The sequence below is a fragment of the Pseudomonas paralactis genome, from assembly GCF_001439735.1.
In the GTDB taxonomy this organism is placed as follows: Bacteria; Pseudomonadota; Gammaproteobacteria; order Pseudomonadales; family Pseudomonadaceae; genus Aquipseudomonas; species Aquipseudomonas paralactis.
Genome location: NZ_JYLN01000002.1, coordinates 767,613 through 784,389 on the forward strand (window position 1 = coordinate 767,613; position 16,777 = coordinate 784,389).

The following is a 16,777-nucleotide window of genomic DNA, read 5'->3' on the forward strand; positions in this document are numbered from 1 at the left end:
AAGGCTCTTCGGTTAGCGATGGGCGCTAGGTGCGGCTAGTGCACGGGCGGCGGCGACATCCGCATTGATCGCCGTTTTCAACGCCTCCAGGGAGGCGAAACGCTGCTCTTCACGCAGCTTCTGGTGGAAAACCACCGTCAAACGCCGGTCGTATAAATCACCGGCAAAATCCAAAAGGTGAACTTCCAGGTGGGCCTTGCCATCACCTGCAACCGTGGGCCTGACGCCTATATTGGCGACTCCCGGCCACGATTGGCCGTCGATGTCGACGCTGACCAGGTAAACCCCGGTCAGCGGCACACGGCGGCGCTTGAGTTGCACGTTGGCAGTTGGCGTGCCCAATTGGCGCGCCAGCTTCTGGCCGTGCAGTACCCGCCCGGCAATGCGGAACGGGCGACCGAGCAAACGCTCGGCCAAGTCGAAGTCGGCGGCAGCCAGAGCATTACGCACCTGGGTGCTGCTCACACGCAGGCCGTCCAGTTCGACGGTTTGCGCGGCCTCGACGGTAAAACCCTGGTTGACGCCGGCATGTTGCAGGAAATCGAAATCCCCGACCCGGTCACAACCGAAATGGAAGTCGTCGCCGACCTCCAGATGTTGCACACCCAGGCCATCGACCAGGATGCGGTCGACGAACTCGGCGGCGCTGAGGCTGCGCAAGCGCTGGTTAAACGCCAGGCAGAGGACGCGGTCAACGCCCTCCTCCGCCAACAGCTGCAGCTTGTCGCGCAAGCGCGCCAAACGAGCCGGCGCCGTTTGCGGGGTAAAGAACTCCCGCGGTTGTGGCTCAAAAATCACCACGCAGCTGGGCACGCCCAACTCGACCGCACGCTCGCGCAACCTTGCCAGGATAGCCTGGTGGCCACGGTGAACACCGTCAAAGTTGCCAATAGTGGCGACGCAGCCCCGATGCTCGGGGCGCAGGTTGTGGAGACCTCGAACCAGCTGCATAACGCGCTTCTTGCTCATAAAGTGGTCGATTATAACCACACCCAGCCCCGGACGACAGGCAACAGCGCAGGCCAAATGGGTCGAATCGATAAAACAACCGTTTTATCGCGGCAAACTCTCTATCCCAACGACTTGCGATTGAAATCACGCAGGCGGAAACCCTGCAACAGCAACATTCCGAAGTACACCGCCACGCCCGCGACTACCAATACACCCAGGCGCATGAAGCGCTCCAGCATATCGCCATCCCCCCAGGCCGGCATCACCTGCATCAGCCCCACCAGCACCGCGGACATTGCGGCCACCGCCACAAGCAACTTGAGCGTGAACATTCCCCAACCCGGCTGCGGCTGGTACATCTGCTGCTTGCGCAGCTGATAAAACAACAGGCCGGCATTGATACAGGCACCGGCACTGATCGCCAGCGCCAGCCCGGCATGGGCCAACGGACCGATAAACAGCAGGTTGAGCAACTGTGTGACGATCAGCGTGAAAATCGCGATCTTCACCGGCGTGCGGATGTTTTGCTGTGCGTAGAAGCCCGGCGCCAGCACCTTGATCACGATAATACCGAGCAGGCCGACAGAGTAGGCAACCAGCGCGTGCTGAGTCATCAAGGCGTCATGTGCATCGAATTGCCCGTATTGAAACAGCGAGACCGTCAGCGGTTCGGCGAGGATTCCCAGGGCCAGCGCGCATGGCAACACCAATAGAAAGCACAGACGCAGGCCCCAATCGAGAATGCGCGAATACTCCTGACGATCCTTGCTGGCATAGGTGCGCGCCAGGGTTGGCAGCAGGATCGTGCCCAATGCCACGCCAAGCACACCGGATGGCAACTCCATCAGACGGTCGGCGTAATACATCCACGATACCGACCCGGACACCAGCAACGAGGCGAACGCGGTGTTGATGATCAGCGAAATCTGACTGACCGACACTCCGAGGATCGCCGGCAACATATTACGCATCACACGCCAGACGCCGGTGTCCTTGAGGTTCAGGCGCGGCAGTACAAGCATGCCGATTTTTTTCAGGTGCGGCAGTTGGTACAACAACTGCGCCAGGCCGCCGGCCAGCACCGCCCAACCCAGGGCCATGACCGGAGGGTCGAAATACGGCGTGAGGAACAGCGCAAAAATAATCATGCTGACATTCAGCAAGGTCGGCACAAAGGCCGGTACCGAGAAACGATTCCAGGTATTGAGGATCGCCCCGGCGAGCGACGACAGGGAAATCAGCAATATATAAGGAAAGGTCACCCGCAGCAGATCAGTAGTCAGTGCGAACTTTTCCGGTGTGTTGGCAAAACCGGGCGCCGTGGCCCAGATCACCCAAGGCGCGGCGAGCATCCCGACGATGGTGACCAGCATCAGCACCAGCGTCAGCAGGCCCGAGACGTAGGCGACGAACGTACGGGTCGCCTCCTCGCCATGCTGGGTCTTGTATTCGGCCAGAATCGGCACGAACGCCTGGGAAAACGCACCTTCGGCGAAGATCCGCCGCAGCAGGTTGGGGAGTTTGAAGGCAATAAAGAAGGCATCCGTGGCCATACTGGCGCCAAAGATGCGCGCCAGCAGAGTGTCACGCACAAACCCCAAAACCCGGGAGATCATCGTGATAGAGCTGACCGCAGCCAACGATTTAAGCAGATTCATTGAAAGAGTTTGCGCCTATAGATAAAGAGCAGGCGAACAAAGCGCCTACTTATGCGATACTGCGCGCCTGCAACAGCACAGAGCCAAAGCTCGCGAGTTTACAGGTCAAGCGCCGGAAATAAATCACCCGCCTCTTCAGATCGACCACTCAGCAGTTCGCATCAGCCGCCCTTGACAACCCATCAAGTCATCGGCATGATTCGCGGCCTATTTTGTTTGCTATTTCCTAAAAAGTCTTTCGAGGAGCTCGACGGTGGCCAACACACCTTCCGCCAAAAAACGTGCAAAACAGGCTGAGAAGCGTCGCAGCCACAACGCCAGCCTGCGTTCCATGGTTCGTACCTACATCAAGAATGTAGTTAAAGCCATCGACACCAAAGACGCTGAAAAAGCTCAAGCTGCTTACGTTCTGGCCGTGCCAGTTATCGACCGTATGGCCGATAAAGGCATCATCCACAAGAACAAGGCCGCTCGCCATAAGAGCCGCCTGAATGGCCACATCAAGGCTCTGAGCGTTCCTGCTGCAGCCTAAGTGGTAACAACTGCCACGCAGCCCAGGTTGCGTAACAGTTAAGAAATGCCCCGTACCGAAAGGTCCGGGGCATTTTTGTTTGCCCCTGAAAACTGTAGGAGCGAGCTTGCTCGCGAAGATCGTTAACGATGACGCGGGAAGCCTAGCGCCCAGCGGGGTTCTCAGGTTTTTCGCGAGCAAGCTCGCTCCTACAGAAAGGTGACCGGGAATATTCTCAAGGCAAAAAAAACGCCCCGAACCAGTCGGGGCGTTTTTGCTACCGATTGATCAAACCACAATCAATGGTGGTGACCGCCTTCACCGTGGACGTGGCCGTGAGCCACTTCTTCCTGGGAAGCGTCGCGGATGGCAACGATCTTCACTTGGAAGTTCAGGCGCTGGCCAGCCAGAGGGTGGTTGCCGTCGACAGTCACATCATCGCCGTCCAGATCACGGATGGTGACGATCTGCATTTGGCCGTCCGGTGCGGAAGCGTGGAACTGCATGCCCACTTCCAGCTCGTCAACGCCTTCGAACATGCTGCGGCTCAAGGTGCTGACCAGTTCGGCGGAGTATTCGCCGTAGGCATCTTCAGGCTCTACGGCAACGGTCAGTTCATCACCGACTGCCTTGCCTTCCAGTGCCTTTTCCAGGCCTGGGATGATGTTACCTGCGCCTTGCAGGTAGACCAGCGGCGCGCCGCCGGCTGAGCTGTCGATGACCTCACCAGCGTCGTTGGTCAGGGTATAGTCGATGGAGACAGCCTTGTTAGCGGCGATCGTCATGGGGCGAGACCTTTTGCATAAGAATGAAGAACGGACAAGTCTAAACAAGGATTTGCCCGAAAGCGAACAGAACCCGGACAGACGGGGCCGACCAACGGTCTCTATCATCACCGGATTCCACCAGGACGACGACCTGCACTGGGTTGCCGAACTGTCCTGCGGCCACACCCAGCACCTGCGCCACCAGCCGCCATGGCAGTCGCGAGCCTGGGTCATCGACGCTGCTCAACGCCTTGAAAAAATAGGCCAACCCTTTGCGTGCGGCTGGTGTGCGCAAGTGCGCGAATAACGATAACCTTGACGCCTGATTCGCGGTAGGCGCTCACGCATAGAGCGCCACCCAAGCCATGCACCTCCAGAGAATTCGCATGCAGACTTTTTTTATCGCGCCCACCGATTTTGGTGTGGGTCTGACCTCCATCAGCCTTGGGCTGGTGCGTACCCTGGAACGGGCCGGCCTTAAAGTCGGCTTCTTCAAACCGATTGCCCAGCCACACCCGGGCGATACCGGGCCGGAGCGCTCCACCGAGCTGGTGGCCCGTACCCACGGCCTGAAGCCGCCACAGCCCCTGGGCCTGGCCCACGTGGAGCGGATGCTCGGCGACGGTCAGCTCGATGAGCTGCTGGAAGAAATCATCACCCTGTATCAGCAGGCCGCCGTAGGCAAAGACGTGCTGATCGTCGAAGGCATGGTGCCGACCCGCAGCGCCAGCTACGCCGCGCGGGTCAACCTGCACCTGGCCAAGAGCCTGGATGCGGAAGTGATCCTGGTCTCGGCGCCGGAAAACGAAGTCCTTACCGAGCTCTCTGGCCGCGTGGAATTGCAGGCCCAACTGTTCGGCGGCCCCAAAGACCCTAAAGTGCTGGGCGTGATCCTCAACAAGGTGCGCACCGACGAAAGCATGGAGGCGTTCTCGGCGCGCCTCAAAGAGCACTCGCCGTTGTTGCGCAGCGGTGATTTCCGTCTGCTTGGCTGCATCCCCTATCAGCCCGAACTCAATGCCCCGCGCACCCGCGATGTGGCCGACCTGATGGGTGCGCAAGTCCTCAACGCCGGCGACTACGAAACCCGGCGCATGACCAAGATCATCATCTGCGCCCGCACCATGCGCAACACCGTGGAGCTGCTCAAGCCCGGTGTGCTGGTGGTCACCCCCGGCGATCGCGACGACATCATCCTCGCCGTCAGCCTGGCCGCGATCAACGGCGTACCGCTGGCCGGCCTGCTGCTGACCAGCGACACCCTGCCCGACCCGCGCATCATGGATTTGTGCCGTGGCGCTTTCCAGGCCGGGCTGCCGGTGCTGTCGGTGAGCACCGGCTCCTACGACACCGCCAACCAGCTCAACAGCCTCAACAAGGAAATCCCCATTGATGACCGCGAGCGCGCGGAGATCATCACGGACTTCGTCGCCAGCCACCTCGATGCGCGCTGGCTGCACCAGCGGTGTGGCACGCCCAGAGAGATGCGCCTGTCGCCGGCGGTGTTCCGCTACCAGTTGATCCAACGGGCCCAGGCCGCCAACAAGCGTATCGTGTTGCCCGAGGGCTGCGAGCCGTTGACGGTGCAAGCCGCCGCCATTTGCCAGGCCCGAGGCATTGCCCGCTGCGTGCTGCTGGCCAAACCGGCGGATGTGGAAGCGGTTGCCCGCGCCCAGGGTATCGAGCTGCCCGAGGGCCTGGAGATCCTTGACCCGGACCTGATTCGCCAGCGCTATGTCGAGCCGATGGTTGCCTTGCGCAAGACCAAGAGCCTCAACGCGCCCATGGCCGAGCAGCAGCTTGAAGACACGGTAGTAATCGCCACCATGATGCTCGCCCTGGACGAAGTGGATGGCCTGGTTTCCGGCGTTATCCACTCCACTGCCAATACCATTCGCCCGGCGCTGCAGCTGATCAAAACCGCGCCGGGCTGCACCCTGGTGTCGTCGGTGTTCTTCATGCTGTTCCCCGAGCAGGTGCTGGTATACGGCGACTGCGTGATGAACCCGCACCCAAGCGCTGCGGAACTGGCGGAAATCGCTCTGCAAAGCGCCGACTCGGCCGCCGCGTTCGGCATCACCCCACGGGTGGCGATGATCAGCTATTCCAGCGGTGATTCGGCCAGCGGTGAAGAAGTGGAAAAGGTCCGCGAAGCCACGCTGCTCGCCCACGAACAACAAAGCTCGCTGCTGATCGATGGCCCGCTGCAATACGACGCCGCAGCCAATGAAAGCGTGGCCCGGCAATTGGCGCCCAACAGCCAGGTGGCCGGCAAGGCGACGGTGTTCGTGTTCCCCGACCTGAACACCGGCAACACCACGTACAAAGCCGTGCAACGCAGCGCCGATTGCGTGAGCCTGGGGCCGATGCTCCAGGGCCTGCGCAAACCGGTCAACGACCTGCCGCGCGGCGCCCAGGTAGACGACATCGTGTACACCATCGCGCTGACTGCGATCCAAGCCGCCAACCGACCTATGGATATCTAAATGCTGGATTTTCTACCTGCCGCCGTACGCGGAGTGATCGCTTCGCTGTTGCTGGCGCTGAACACGATCCTGTTGTGTTCGTTCCTGTTTATCGTCGCGCTGTTCAAGGCTCTGCCCTTCGCCAAACGCTTCAGCGAATGGCTGATGAACCACACCCACGAAGCCTGGGTGACCAACAACAAGGGCTGGATGAACCTGGTACGCCGCACACGCTGGCACTTGAGCGGCCTTGAAGGCCTGGATTATCAGCATTCCTATCTGGTGACCAGTAACCACCAGAGCTGGGTCGACATCATGGTGCTGCAATACGTGCTCAATCGGCGTATTCGTCCGCTGAAGTTCTTCCTCAAGCAAGAGCTGATCTGGGTGCCGGTGATTGGTTTGGCGTGGTGGGCGCTGGGCTTTCCGTTCATGAAGCGCTACACCAAGGCTTATCTGGAGAAACACCCGGAAAAGAAGGGCAAGGACCTGGAAACCACCCGCAAGACCTGCGCGAAGTTTCGCGACAACCCGGTGGGTATTTTCAACTTTGCCGAGGGCACGCGGTTTACGCCGGGCAAACATGCGCAGCAGAACTCCCCATTTCGCTATTTGCTCAAGCCCAAGGCTGGCGGCATTGCGTTTGTGCTGGATGCCATGGGCGAGCAGCTCAAATCATTGGTGAATGTGACCATTCACTACCCTGCCGGACGCCCGGGCTACTGGGATTTGCTGTGCGGGAATGTGAAGGAGGTGGTCGTGCAGTTTGAAGAAGTGCAGATCCCCACTGAGTTCATCGGCAAGAACTATGAGCAGGACGGGGAGTATCGGTTGGCGTTCCAGGGCTGGATCAACCAGTTATGGCAAGACAAGGATGCATTGCTGGAGCAGCTTCACAAAGACTTTCCGGCCAGCCGCTGATCACCGGTGGAAGCCAGCCCCCACATTGACCGAGTTCACATTTGAGAATAGGTAAAAAGCCCGCCACCGATCACTCGGTGGCGGGCTTTTTTGTGCGGCAATAAAGCTTAGATCGCGCCGCGCTGACGCAACAACTCCAGCACTTGCTTGACACTGTCTTCCAGCGACAAGGCCTGGGTGTCGATCACCAGGTCGGCATTCAACGGCACGTCGTACGGGAAGGACTCGCCAGGGATGTTATCCCCACCGGCTGCATACAACCCTTGCGGATCACGCTCGGCACATACCAGCGGCGACGCCTGCACGTAGACGGTCAGCAGGCGATCGCTGCCGATCAGCGCCTTGGCCTGTTCGCGGCCTTCGGCATCAGGAGCAACGAAGGCTGCCAGGGTCAGCAAGCCAGCTTCGTTGAACTGACGCGCCACATGAGCCGCACGGCGCCAGTTTTCGGTACGCCCGGCACGGTCCTGCGGCAACCCTTTGTTCAGGTCGTGACGCAGGTTCTGGCCGTCCAGTACGAACACCGCCCGGCCCATGTCGAACAGCTTGCGCTCAACCGCATAGGCCAACGTGCTTTTGCCGGCGCCCGACAAGCCGCTGAACAACACGGTAGCCGGCTGCTGGCCGAAACGCAGGGCACGTTCTTCAGTGGCCACGTGTGCCAATTTATCGTGCTGCGCTGCCCCGCCCTGGCTGGTCGGTGGCGCGATGATCATGCCGGCGGCCACGGTGCCGTTGGTCAAACGGTCGATGACGATAAAGGCACCGGTCGTGCGATTGCTGTCATAGCCATCCAAGGCAATGGCGGCATCAAGGCTGACCTTGACCCGGCCAATTTCGTTGAGCTGCAGCGAACTCGCCGGGCCTTCGGCCAGGGTGTTCACGTCCACGCGATGCACGATGCTGGTGATGGAACCCGGCACGTAGCTGGTAGCGCGCTTGATGTCGTACTTCTTGCCCGGCAGCATCGGCTCTTCAGCCATCCACACCAGCATGGCGTCGAACGCATCGGTCACTTGCGGCACATTGTCGGCATGCACCAACAGGTCGCCACGGGAGATATCAATCTCGTCTTCCATGGTCAGGGTTACGGCCTGACCCGGGCCTGCGTGCTCCAGCTCACCTTCAAAGGTGACGATGGACTTGACCCGGCTGCGCTTGCGCGACGGCAGCACCACGACTTCGTCGCCCTTGTGCACAATGCCGCTGGCAAGAGTGCCGGCAAACCCACGGAAGTTCAGGTTCGGGCGGTTGACGTACTGCACCGGGAAACGCAGGTCGGTGTAGTTGCGGTCGTTGGCGATCTCGACAGTCTCCAAGATCTCCATCAGCGACTGGCCGGTGTACCAGGGCGAACGCTCGCTCTTGTTCACCACATTGTCGCCCTTGAGCGCCGACATCGGCACGAAAGCCAACGTGCTTGGCTTGAACGCGATGCCTTCGGCGAACTTCAGGTAATCGGCCTTGATCGACTCGAATACGCTTTGGTCAAAGCCGTTGATGTCCATCTTGTTGATGGCCACCACGATGTGTTTGATGCCCAGCAACGAGGCAATAAAGCTGTGGCGACGGGTCTGGGTCTGCACGCCGTAGCGGGCGTCGATCAGGATGATCGCCAGGTCACAGGTGGACGCACCAGTGGCCATGTTGCGGGTGTACTGCTCATGGCCGGGGGTATCGGCGATGATGAACTTGCGCTTGGCGGTGGAGAAGTAGCGGTAGGCAACATCAATGGTGATGCCCTGTTCACGCTCGGCCTGCAGGCCATCGACCAGCAACGCCAGGTCGATGTCATCGCCGGTGGTGCCGGACTTTTTCGAGTCTCGGGTAATGGCTTCCAGATGATCTTCGTAGATCATCTTGGAGTCGTGCAGCAGGCGCCCGATCAGGGTGCTCTTGCCGTCATCGACGTTGCCGCAGGTCAGGAAGCGCAACATCTCTTTGCGCTCGTGCTGGCCCAGGTAGGCGAGGATGTCCTCGCTGATCAAATCAGATACGTGCGACATGACAGCCCCTTAGAAATAACCCTGACGTTTTTTGTCTTCCATCGAGCCTGCACCATCGTGGTCGATGACACGGCCCTGGCGCTCGGAAGTTCGCGTCAGGAGCATTTCCTGAATGATGTCCGTCAGCGTCTCGGCTTCGGACTCCACCGCGCCCGTCAACGGGTAGCAGCCGAGGGTACGGAAACGGACTTTCTTTTTGACGATGCGGGCTTTGTCTTCGTCGGAAAGATGTTCGAGGATGCGGTCGTCGTCGATCATGATCAACGTGCCGTTCTTCTCGATCACGTCGCGCTCGGCGGCGAAGTACAGCGGCACAATCGGGATACCTTCCAGGTAGATGTACTGCCAGATGTCCAGCTCGGTCCAGTTGGACAGCGGGAACACGCGGATCGACTCGCCCTTGTTGACGTTGCCGTTGTAGACGTTCCACAGCTCCGGGCGCTGGTTCTTCGGGTCCCAGCGGTGCTTGCTGTCGCGGAACGAGTACACGCGCTCTTTGGCACGGGACTTCTCTTCATCGCGACGGGCGCCGCCGAACGCTGCGTCGAAACCATGCTTGTCCAGCGCCTGCTTGAGGCCTTCGGTCTTCATGATATCGGTGTGTTTGGCACTGCCGTGGGTGAAGGGGTTGATACCCTGCGCCACGCCGTCCGGGTTGACGTGAGTGATCAGGTCCAGGCCAAGCTCTTCGACCATTTTGTCGCGGAACTTGTACATTTCCTGGAATTTCCAGCGCGTGTCGACGTGCATCACAGGGAACGGCAGCTTGCCCGGGAAGAAAGCCTTGCGCGCCAGGTGCAGCATCACGGCGGAGTCTTTACCGATCGAGTAGAGCATCACCGGGTTGTCGAACTCGGCGGCGACCTCGCGGATGATGTGGATGCTTTCCGCCTCCAGCTGTTTCAGATGCGTCAGTTTGTCGACCATGGTTACTCACGGAAAAACGATCTTATGGACGGCCAGGCGGGCCGTGTTCGAGCGGGGCATGCTAGCACAGCACCTTCTTCTATTCAGGGCGCCTTCTAGATCGAAACGGTATATGAATATACCCCCGGGTTTGGGCGCTCGGACACTTGTAGGAGCGAGCTTGCTCGCGAAGATCGTTAACGATAACGCGGGCATTCTGGATGAACGCGGCGCTCTCGGTTTTTTCGCGAGCAAGCTCGCTCCTACAAGGGAGAGCCATCAGATCGGGTTGGGGCAATCGATAAATAAATGCTCCAGGGCAAAGCGCCGCGCCAGGTAGTCACCCAGCGCCTGCACCCCATAGCGCTCGGTGGCGTGATGACCGGCAGCAATGAAGCTGACGTCGTTTTCACGGGCGCTGTGGAAGGTCTGCTCGGAGGCCTCGCCGCTCAGGTACAGGTCGACTCCGGCGGCAATTGCCTGGTCGATATAGCCCTGGCCACCTCCGGTGCACCAGCCGACGCGGCGGATCATCTGGCTGCCTTCGATCAGCAGCGGTTCGCGCCCCATCGCAGCCTGCACACGGCGGGCAAAATCACGCGGTGACAAGGGTTCGGCCAGCGACCCGACCAGCCCGACAATCTTGGGGTTGCTTGGGTCCAATGGGCCTTCGACGGTGATGTCCAGTTGCTTGGCCAACTGCACGTTATTGCCCACCTCGGGGTGCAGGTCCAATGGCAGGTGGTAGGCCAACAGACTGATGTCGTGCTTGAGCAGGGTTTTCAGGCGGCGCTGCTTCATGCCGGTGATGCACGGCCTCTCACCCTTCCAAAAATAACCATGGTGTACCAGTATCAGGTCGGCCTTGGCTTCGGCAGCGGCGTCCAGCAGCGCCTGGCTTGCGGTCACGCCGCTGACGATGCGCATCACCTGCGGGCGGCCCTCGACCTGCAGGCCATTGGGGCAATAATCGGCGATTTTGGCACTGCCAAGGTAGCGGTCGGCTTCCTCGACGAGGGTGGTAAGGGGCACGGCCATAAAAGACTCCTAAATATCCGGTTCGCAGGCGTCGCAGCCTCGTATAATGCGCGACATTATGGGCGCTCGCCCGCCCCCTGCAACCTGTCAGGACTTACTTGATGCTCAAGGCACTGCGTTTTTTTGGATGGCCATTGTTGGCTGGCGTGCTGATCGCGATGCTGATTATTCAGCGTTATCCCCAATGGGTGGGCCTGCCGACCCTGGATGTGAACCTGCAACAAGCGCCGCAAACCAACACGGTGGTGCAGGGCCCGGTCACCTATGCCGACGCGGTCACTATCGCAGCCCCTGCGGTAGTCAACCTGTACACCACCAAGGTCATCAACAAACCGGCGCACCCGCTGTTCGAAGACCCGCAGTTTCGCCGCTATTTCGGTGATAACGGCCCCAAGCAGCGCCGCATGGAGTCCAGCCTGGGTTCCGGAGTGATCATGAGCCCCGAAGGCTACATCCTCACCAACAACCACGTGACTACCGGCGCCGACCAGATCGTGGTCGCCCTGCGTGATGGCCGCGAAACCCTGGCGCGTGTGGTGGGCAGCGACCCGGAAACCGACCTCGCGGTACTCAAGATCGACTTGAAGAACCTGCCATCAATCACCCTCGGCCGCTCCGACGGTTTGCGCGTAGGTGACGTAGCGCTGGCTATCGGTAACCCGTTCGGCGTGGGCCAGACGGTTACCATGGGCATCATCAGCGCCACCGGGCGCAACCAGTTGGGCCTTAACAGCTACGAAGACTTCATCCAGACCGACGCCGCCATCAACCCCGGCAACTCCGGCGGTGCGCTGGTGGACGCCAATGGCAACCTGACCGGCATCAATACCGCGATTTTCTCCAAGTCCGGCGGCTCACAAGGCATCGGTTTTGCGATCCCGGTAAAGCTGGCGATGGAAGTGATGAAGTCAATCATCGAACACGGCCAGGTCATTCGCGGCTGGCTGGGCATTGAAGTGCAACCCTTGACCAAGGAACTGGCCGAGTCATTCGGCCTGACCGGACGCCCTGGCATCGTGGTTGCCGGGATCTTCCGCGATGGCCCGGCGCAGAAAGCCGGGCTGGAGTTGGGCGATGTAATCCTCAGCATCGACGGCGCACCGGCCGGTGATGGCCGCAAGTCGATGAACCAGGTCGCGCGGATCAAGCCAACCGACAAGGTGGCGATCCAGGTCATGCGCAACGGCAAGGAGATCAAGCTCTCGGCGGAAATCGGCCTGCGTCCGCCGCCGGCAACCGCACCGATAAAAGAAGAGCAGTAGCCGATACGACCCAAGTGCCCGCTCGCGGGCACTGGCAAGTTTACGTTCGTAGCGACTCATTCTCATTAGGCATGTTATATTGTTTCAATATCGCTATTGGAACGCTCTCTCATGCCGTCTCGAAAGTTTGTGCCCCTGGCCGGTCTGGCCCTGGGTTTGCTGCTCGACCCTGCCTACGCCGAAGACAACACCCTGGAACTGGACACCATCAGCGTGACCTCGGAGGCGTATGAGTCGGCCACCGGCCCGGTCCAGGGCTATCGCGCCACGCGCTCGGCCAGTGCCACCAAGACCGATACCGCCCTGCGCGACATACCGCAATCGATCAGCGTGATCCCGGCCACGGTGCTCAAAGACCTGGGCAGTACCAGCGTGGAGCGCGCCCTGGACTTTGCCGGCGGCGTGTCCAAGCAAAACAACTTTGGTGGCCTGACCCTCTACGAATACAGCGTGCGCGGCTTCACCACGTCCGAGTTCTACCAGGACGGTTTCAGCGCCAACCGCGGTTACCCCAGTACGCCGGACACTGCGAATATCGAACGCATTGAAGTTCTCAAAGGCCCCGCCGCCAGCCTGTATGGGCGTGGCGATCCTGGCGGCACAGTGAATATCGTCACCAAGAAACCCCAGCCCGAAGCGTTCACTACCTTGCAAACCAGTGCCGGCAGTTGGGACCGCTACCGCACGGCGCTGGATGTGAATACGCCGCTGGACAGCGAGGGACGCGTGCTGACGCGGGTGAACCTGGCCGTTGAAGACAACCACAGCTTTCGCGATCACGTAGACGCCAAGCGTGTATTCGTGGCGCCCTCGCTCAGTTGGCAGTTGAGCCCGGACACCCAGCTGTTGGTCGAAAGCGAATTCGTGCGCCACAGCTCCACCTTCGACCGGGGCATCGTCGCCGATACCGGCATGTCCCATTCCACCTTCCTCGGCGAGCCCAACGACGGCAATATTCGCAACCACAACAACCGCATCCAGGCCGCGCTGGAACATCACCTCAACGACGCCTGGAAGCTGCGTCTGGCCAGTCACTACAAGCAGGGCAGCCTGTGGGGCGATGCGTCGGAAAGCCGTGCGTTGAATGGGGGTGGCCACACCGTCAACCGTCGCTATCGTGAGCGCTCCACCGGTTGGCATGACAGCATCACCCAGCTGGAACTGCGCGGGCTGTTCGATATCGGCAGCTGGCAGCATGAACTGCTGATCGGCACCGAATACGAGGATTACCGCAAAAAAGAACGCGTCACCACCATCGGCGGCAGTCGTTACCTCATCGATATCTACAACCCTGTCTACGGCCAGTCCAAACCCAACGGAGAACGCTCCGGCACCGATTTCTTCGAACAGACCAAAAGCCACGCGCTGAACCTGCAAGACCAGATCATTTTCACCGACCGCCTGCGCGGCATGATCGGTGCGCGTTTCGAGCACTTCGAACAGAGCACCGACAATTTCGCCCGCAACCACGCCAAGAGCCGCCAGACCCACGACGCCCTGACCCAACGCGCCGGCCTGCTCTATCAGCTCACGCCGCAAGTCGGGGTATTTGCCAACGCATCCACCTCGTTCAAGCCCAATAGCGGCCTGGATGCCGGCGGCAAATCCTTTAAGCCAGAAGAAGGCGTGGGCTATGAGGTGGGTATCAAAAGCGAGCTGTTTGACGAGCGCCTCAGCGCCACCCTGGCGGCCTTTCATATCGAAAAGGAAAACGTGCTGACCCTGGACCCGGCGACCAACACCGACCGCGCCATTGGCAAGGCCCGCAGCCAGGGCTTCGACCTGCAAGTGACCGGGCAAGTGACCGACGCCCTGCGCGTGATCGGCGCGCTGGCCTACATCGACGCCGAAGTGACCAAGGGCGACAAAGCCATCCCCACGGGCAGCCGTATTCTCGGTGTCGCCAAGCGCAGCGGCAGCCTGTTGGGCGTGTACGAATTTCAGGATGGGATGTTGCGCGGTTCAGACGTAGGGGCGGCGTTTACTTATGTAGGGGACCGCTCCGGTGAAGCGGGCACAAGCTTCGAACTGCCTGCCTACCACACCGTGGATTTGCTGGCCCACTACAAGGCCACCAAGAATGTCACTGTGGGGCTGAACCTGAATAACCTGTTCGATGAGAAGTACTACGAGCGGTCCTACAGCAGGTACTGGGCCAACCCTGGTGAACCGCGCAACCTCACGGTCAGCTTGACCCTCAACCTCTGACAAACATAGGACAAAATGTGGGAGGGGGCTTGCCCCCTCCCACATTTTGATCTTAATCCGGCCCGGGTTACAGCGTCGTCGGCGCCCGTTCGCACAGGGTATTAAGGGCTGCCGCCCACTGCGGCTCATCATTCAGGCAAGGCACCAACACCAACTCCTCGCCCCCCGCTTCACGAAATTGCTCGCGACCGCGATCACCAATTTCCTCCAGCGTCTCAATGCAATCGGCGACAAACGCAGGGCACATCACCAGCAGCTTCTTCACGCCTTGCTGGGCCAATGCCTCAAGGCGTGCCTCGGTGTAGGGTTCGATCCATTTGGCCCGGCCCAGGCGGGACTGGAACGCCACCGACCATTTACCCTCCGGCAAGCCCAGCCGCTCGGCTACGTCCCGCGCCACGCTGAAGCACTGCGCGCGATAACAGGTGGCAAGCACTTCAGGGGATGCGTTCTTGCAGCAGTCGGCATCCTTGAAGCAGTGCTGGCCCGTGGGGTCGAGCTTGGTCAGATGACGCTCAGGCAAGCCATGGAAACTGAGCAGCAAGTGATCGTAATCCTGCTCCACATAAGCGCGCGCACTCGCCGCCAGGGCATCGAGGTACTCGGGCTGGTCGTAAAAAGGCTGCAGGATCGAAAACTGAATACTCAGTTTCTTGTCGCGCACCACGCGCTTGGCTACTTCTATCACCGTGGTCACGGTGCTGTCGGCAAACTGCGGATACAGCGGCGCCAGTGTCACCTTGCCGATACCCTGGGCGGCCAGCCGTGTCAGGGCGGTTTCCAGCGACGGCTCGCCATAACGCATCGCCAGCTCCACCGGGCCCTGGGTCCACTGAGCGGTCATTTGCTGCTGCAGGCGACGGCTCAGCACCACCAACGGCGAGCCCTCATCCCACCAGATCGACGCATAGGCATGAGCAGACTGCTCCGGGCGCTTGATCAGGATCAGCGACACCAGCAAACGCCGCACCGGCCATGGCAGGTCGATCACATAAGGGTCCATCAGGAACTGATTGAGGTAGCTGCGCACATCGGCCACGGAGGTGGACTTTGGCGAGCCCAGGTTGACCAGTAACAACGCGTGATCGGTCATGCAACATCCTATCTTTAGAGGCGGCTGGACAGGTCGTCCAGAGCCGCACGCAACTCAGTGAACTGGAAAGTGAAACCCGCCGCCAGCAGTCGTTCAGGCAAGGCCTTCTGCCCGCCCAGCAACAAACCAGACAATTCGCCCAACCCAACCTTCAGTGCAAACGCCGGCATCGGCATGAATGCCGGGCGGTGCAACACCTGGCCGAGGGTCTTGGCAAACTCGCGATTGCGCACCGGGTGTGGCGCGCAGGCATTATAAGGACCGCTGGCGTCAGTCTTGTGCAGAAGAAAATCAATCAGGGCGATTTGATCCTTGATATGCACCCATGGCATCCACTGCCTACCCGTGCCGATCGGCCCGCCCAGTGCCAGTTTGAAGGGCAGCAACAGGCGCGACAAAAAGCCGCCCTCGGCCGCCAGTACCAACCCGGTCCGCACCAGCACCACGCGAACGCCCAAGGCTTCGGCACGCTGGGCGGTTTCTTCCCAGGCAATGCACAACTGGCTGGGGAAATCGTCCAGCACCGGGCCGCTGGCTTCGGTCAGTTCGCGCTCACCGCCGTCGCCGTACCAACCCACGGCGGAGCCGGAGATCAGTACCGGCGGTTTCTGCTCCAGGCTTTCGATCCAGGCCAGCAGGGTTTCGGTGAGGTTGATACGGCTGCTCCACAGCAATGCCTTGCGCTTGTGGGTCCAGGGCCGGTCGGCAATGGGCGCACCGGCCAGGTTGACCACCGCGTCCACCGCGCCAATCACCTCTTGCAAGCGACCCACCCCAAGTACCTGTTCGCCGCAGAGCCTGGCGACCGTTTCCGGTTGCCGGCTCCACACCGTCAGGCGATGGCCCTGGGCGAGCCAGTGTTGGCAGAGTTGACGACCAATCAGGCCGGTACCGCCGGTCAGCAAAATATGCATGGGACTCTCCTCATGTAACGTTCGCCGCCGCTCACTGGTCTATTTTATAAGCAGGGATCAATTTGATAATCGAGCGT

The 16,777-nt window shown here is 60.4% G+C and carries 14 protein-coding genes; 6 read left to right on the forward strand and 8 right to left on the reverse strand.

Going from position 1 to position 16,777, the window contains the following annotated elements; all coding sequences use genetic code 11:
• Positions 1 to 12: 12 nt before the first annotated feature.
• Together ribF and murJ are read right to left on the reverse strand one after the other, a co-directional pair.
• Positions 13 to 951, reverse strand: a complete 939-nt coding sequence (ribF, locus tag TX23_RS07705) for a bifunctional riboflavin kinase/FAD synthetase (RefSeq protein WP_057701670.1) — start codon at positions 949 to 951, stop codon at positions 13 to 15.
• Positions 952 to 1,070: 119 nt separating this feature from the next.
• Positions 1,071 to 2,609, reverse strand: coding sequence for a murein biosynthesis integral membrane protein MurJ (murJ, locus tag TX23_RS07710; RefSeq protein WP_057701671.1), 1,539 nt, complete (start codon positions 2,607 to 2,609; stop codon positions 1,071 to 1,073).
• A gap of 253 nt (positions 2,610 to 2,862) precedes the next feature.
• Between murJ and rpsT the strand changes: the two genes are divergently transcribed.
• Positions 2,863 to 3,141, forward strand: coding sequence for a 30S ribosomal protein S20 (gene rpsT, locus TX23_RS07715; protein ID WP_003188401.1), 279 nt, complete (start codon positions 2,863 to 2,865; stop codon positions 3,139 to 3,141).
• A gap of 278 nt (positions 3,142 to 3,419) precedes the next feature.
• Here the strand turns inward: rpsT and TX23_RS07720 are convergent, their stop codons facing one another.
• Positions 3,420 to 3,905, reverse strand: a complete 486-nt coding sequence (locus tag TX23_RS07720) for an FKBP-type peptidyl-prolyl cis-trans isomerase (RefSeq protein WP_003171645.1) — start codon at positions 3,903 to 3,905, stop codon at positions 3,420 to 3,422.
• On the opposite strand from TX23_RS07720, the gene TX23_RS07725 reads away from it, so the two are divergent.
• From TX23_RS07725 to TX23_RS07735, 3 genes are all read left to right on the forward strand, one after another.
• Entirely contained in the window at positions 3,904 to 4,194 is a 291-nt protein-coding gene (locus tag TX23_RS07725) for a DUF3565 domain-containing protein (protein WP_057701672.1), read from the forward strand. The genes TX23_RS07720 and TX23_RS07725 overlap by 2 nt on opposite strands.
• A gap of 79 nt (positions 4,195 to 4,273) precedes the next feature.
• On the forward strand, positions 4,274 to 6,373 hold the full coding sequence (gene pta, locus TX23_RS07730) for a phosphate acetyltransferase (protein WP_057701673.1): 2,100 nt from the start codon (positions 4,274 to 4,276) through the stop codon (positions 6,371 to 6,373).
• Positions 6,374 to 7,273, forward strand: a complete 900-nt coding sequence (locus TX23_RS07735) for an acyltransferase (RefSeq protein WP_057701674.1) — start codon at positions 6,374 to 6,376, stop codon at positions 7,271 to 7,273.
• A gap of 107 nt (positions 7,274 to 7,380) precedes the next feature.
• Here the strand turns inward: TX23_RS07735 and cysN are convergent, their stop codons facing one another.
• The 3 genes from cysN to TX23_RS07750 form a co-directional block, all read right to left on the reverse strand.
• Positions 7,381 to 9,279 (reverse strand): sulfate adenylyltransferase subunit CysN, encoded by a 1,899-nt coding sequence (cysN, locus tag TX23_RS07740; RefSeq protein WP_057701675.1) that lies wholly within the window; start codon positions 9,277 to 9,279, stop codon positions 7,381 to 7,383.
• Positions 9,280 to 9,288: 9 nt separating this feature from the next.
• Positions 9,289 to 10,206: a sulfate adenylyltransferase subunit CysD gene (gene cysD / locus TX23_RS07745; RefSeq protein ID WP_017137614.1), complete on the reverse strand. Its 918-nt coding sequence runs from the start codon at positions 10,204 to 10,206 to the stop codon at positions 9,289 to 9,291.
• 258 nt (positions 10,207 to 10,464) lie between these two features.
• Positions 10,465 to 11,223 carry a Nif3-like dinuclear metal center hexameric protein gene (locus TX23_RS07750; RefSeq protein ID WP_057701676.1) on the reverse strand — a complete coding sequence of 253 codons (759 nt, stop codon included), beginning with the start codon at positions 11,221 to 11,223 and terminating at the stop codon, positions 10,465 to 10,467.
• Between the two features lie 101 nt (positions 11,224 to 11,324).
• Between TX23_RS07750 and algW the strand changes: the two genes are divergently transcribed.
• Together algW and TX23_RS07760 are read left to right on the forward strand one after the other, a co-directional pair.
• Positions 11,325 to 12,485 carry a Do family serine endopeptidase AlgW gene (algW, locus tag TX23_RS07755; protein WP_057701677.1) on the forward strand — a complete coding sequence of 387 codons (1,161 nt, stop codon included), beginning with the start codon at positions 11,325 to 11,327 and terminating at the stop codon, positions 12,483 to 12,485.
• A gap of 111 nt (positions 12,486 to 12,596) precedes the next feature.
• Positions 12,597 to 14,693 (forward strand): TonB-dependent siderophore receptor, encoded by a 2,097-nt coding sequence (locus tag TX23_RS07760; protein WP_057701678.1) that lies wholly within the window; start codon positions 12,597 to 12,599, stop codon positions 14,691 to 14,693.
• 67 nt (positions 14,694 to 14,760) lie between these two features.
• Here the strand turns inward: TX23_RS07760 and hemH are convergent, their stop codons facing one another.
• Both hemH and TX23_RS07770 read right to left on the reverse strand, forming a co-directional pair.
• Entirely contained in the window at positions 14,761 to 15,786 is a 1,026-nt protein-coding gene (gene hemH, locus TX23_RS07765; protein ID WP_057701679.1) for a ferrochelatase, read from the reverse strand.
• A gap of 14 nt (positions 15,787 to 15,800) precedes the next feature.
• Complete coding sequence (locus TX23_RS07770; protein ID WP_057701680.1) at positions 15,801 to 16,700, reverse strand: TIGR01777 family oxidoreductase; 900 nt, start codon at positions 16,698 to 16,700, stop codon at positions 15,801 to 15,803.
• Between the last annotated feature and the right edge of the window lie 77 nt (positions 16,701 to 16,777).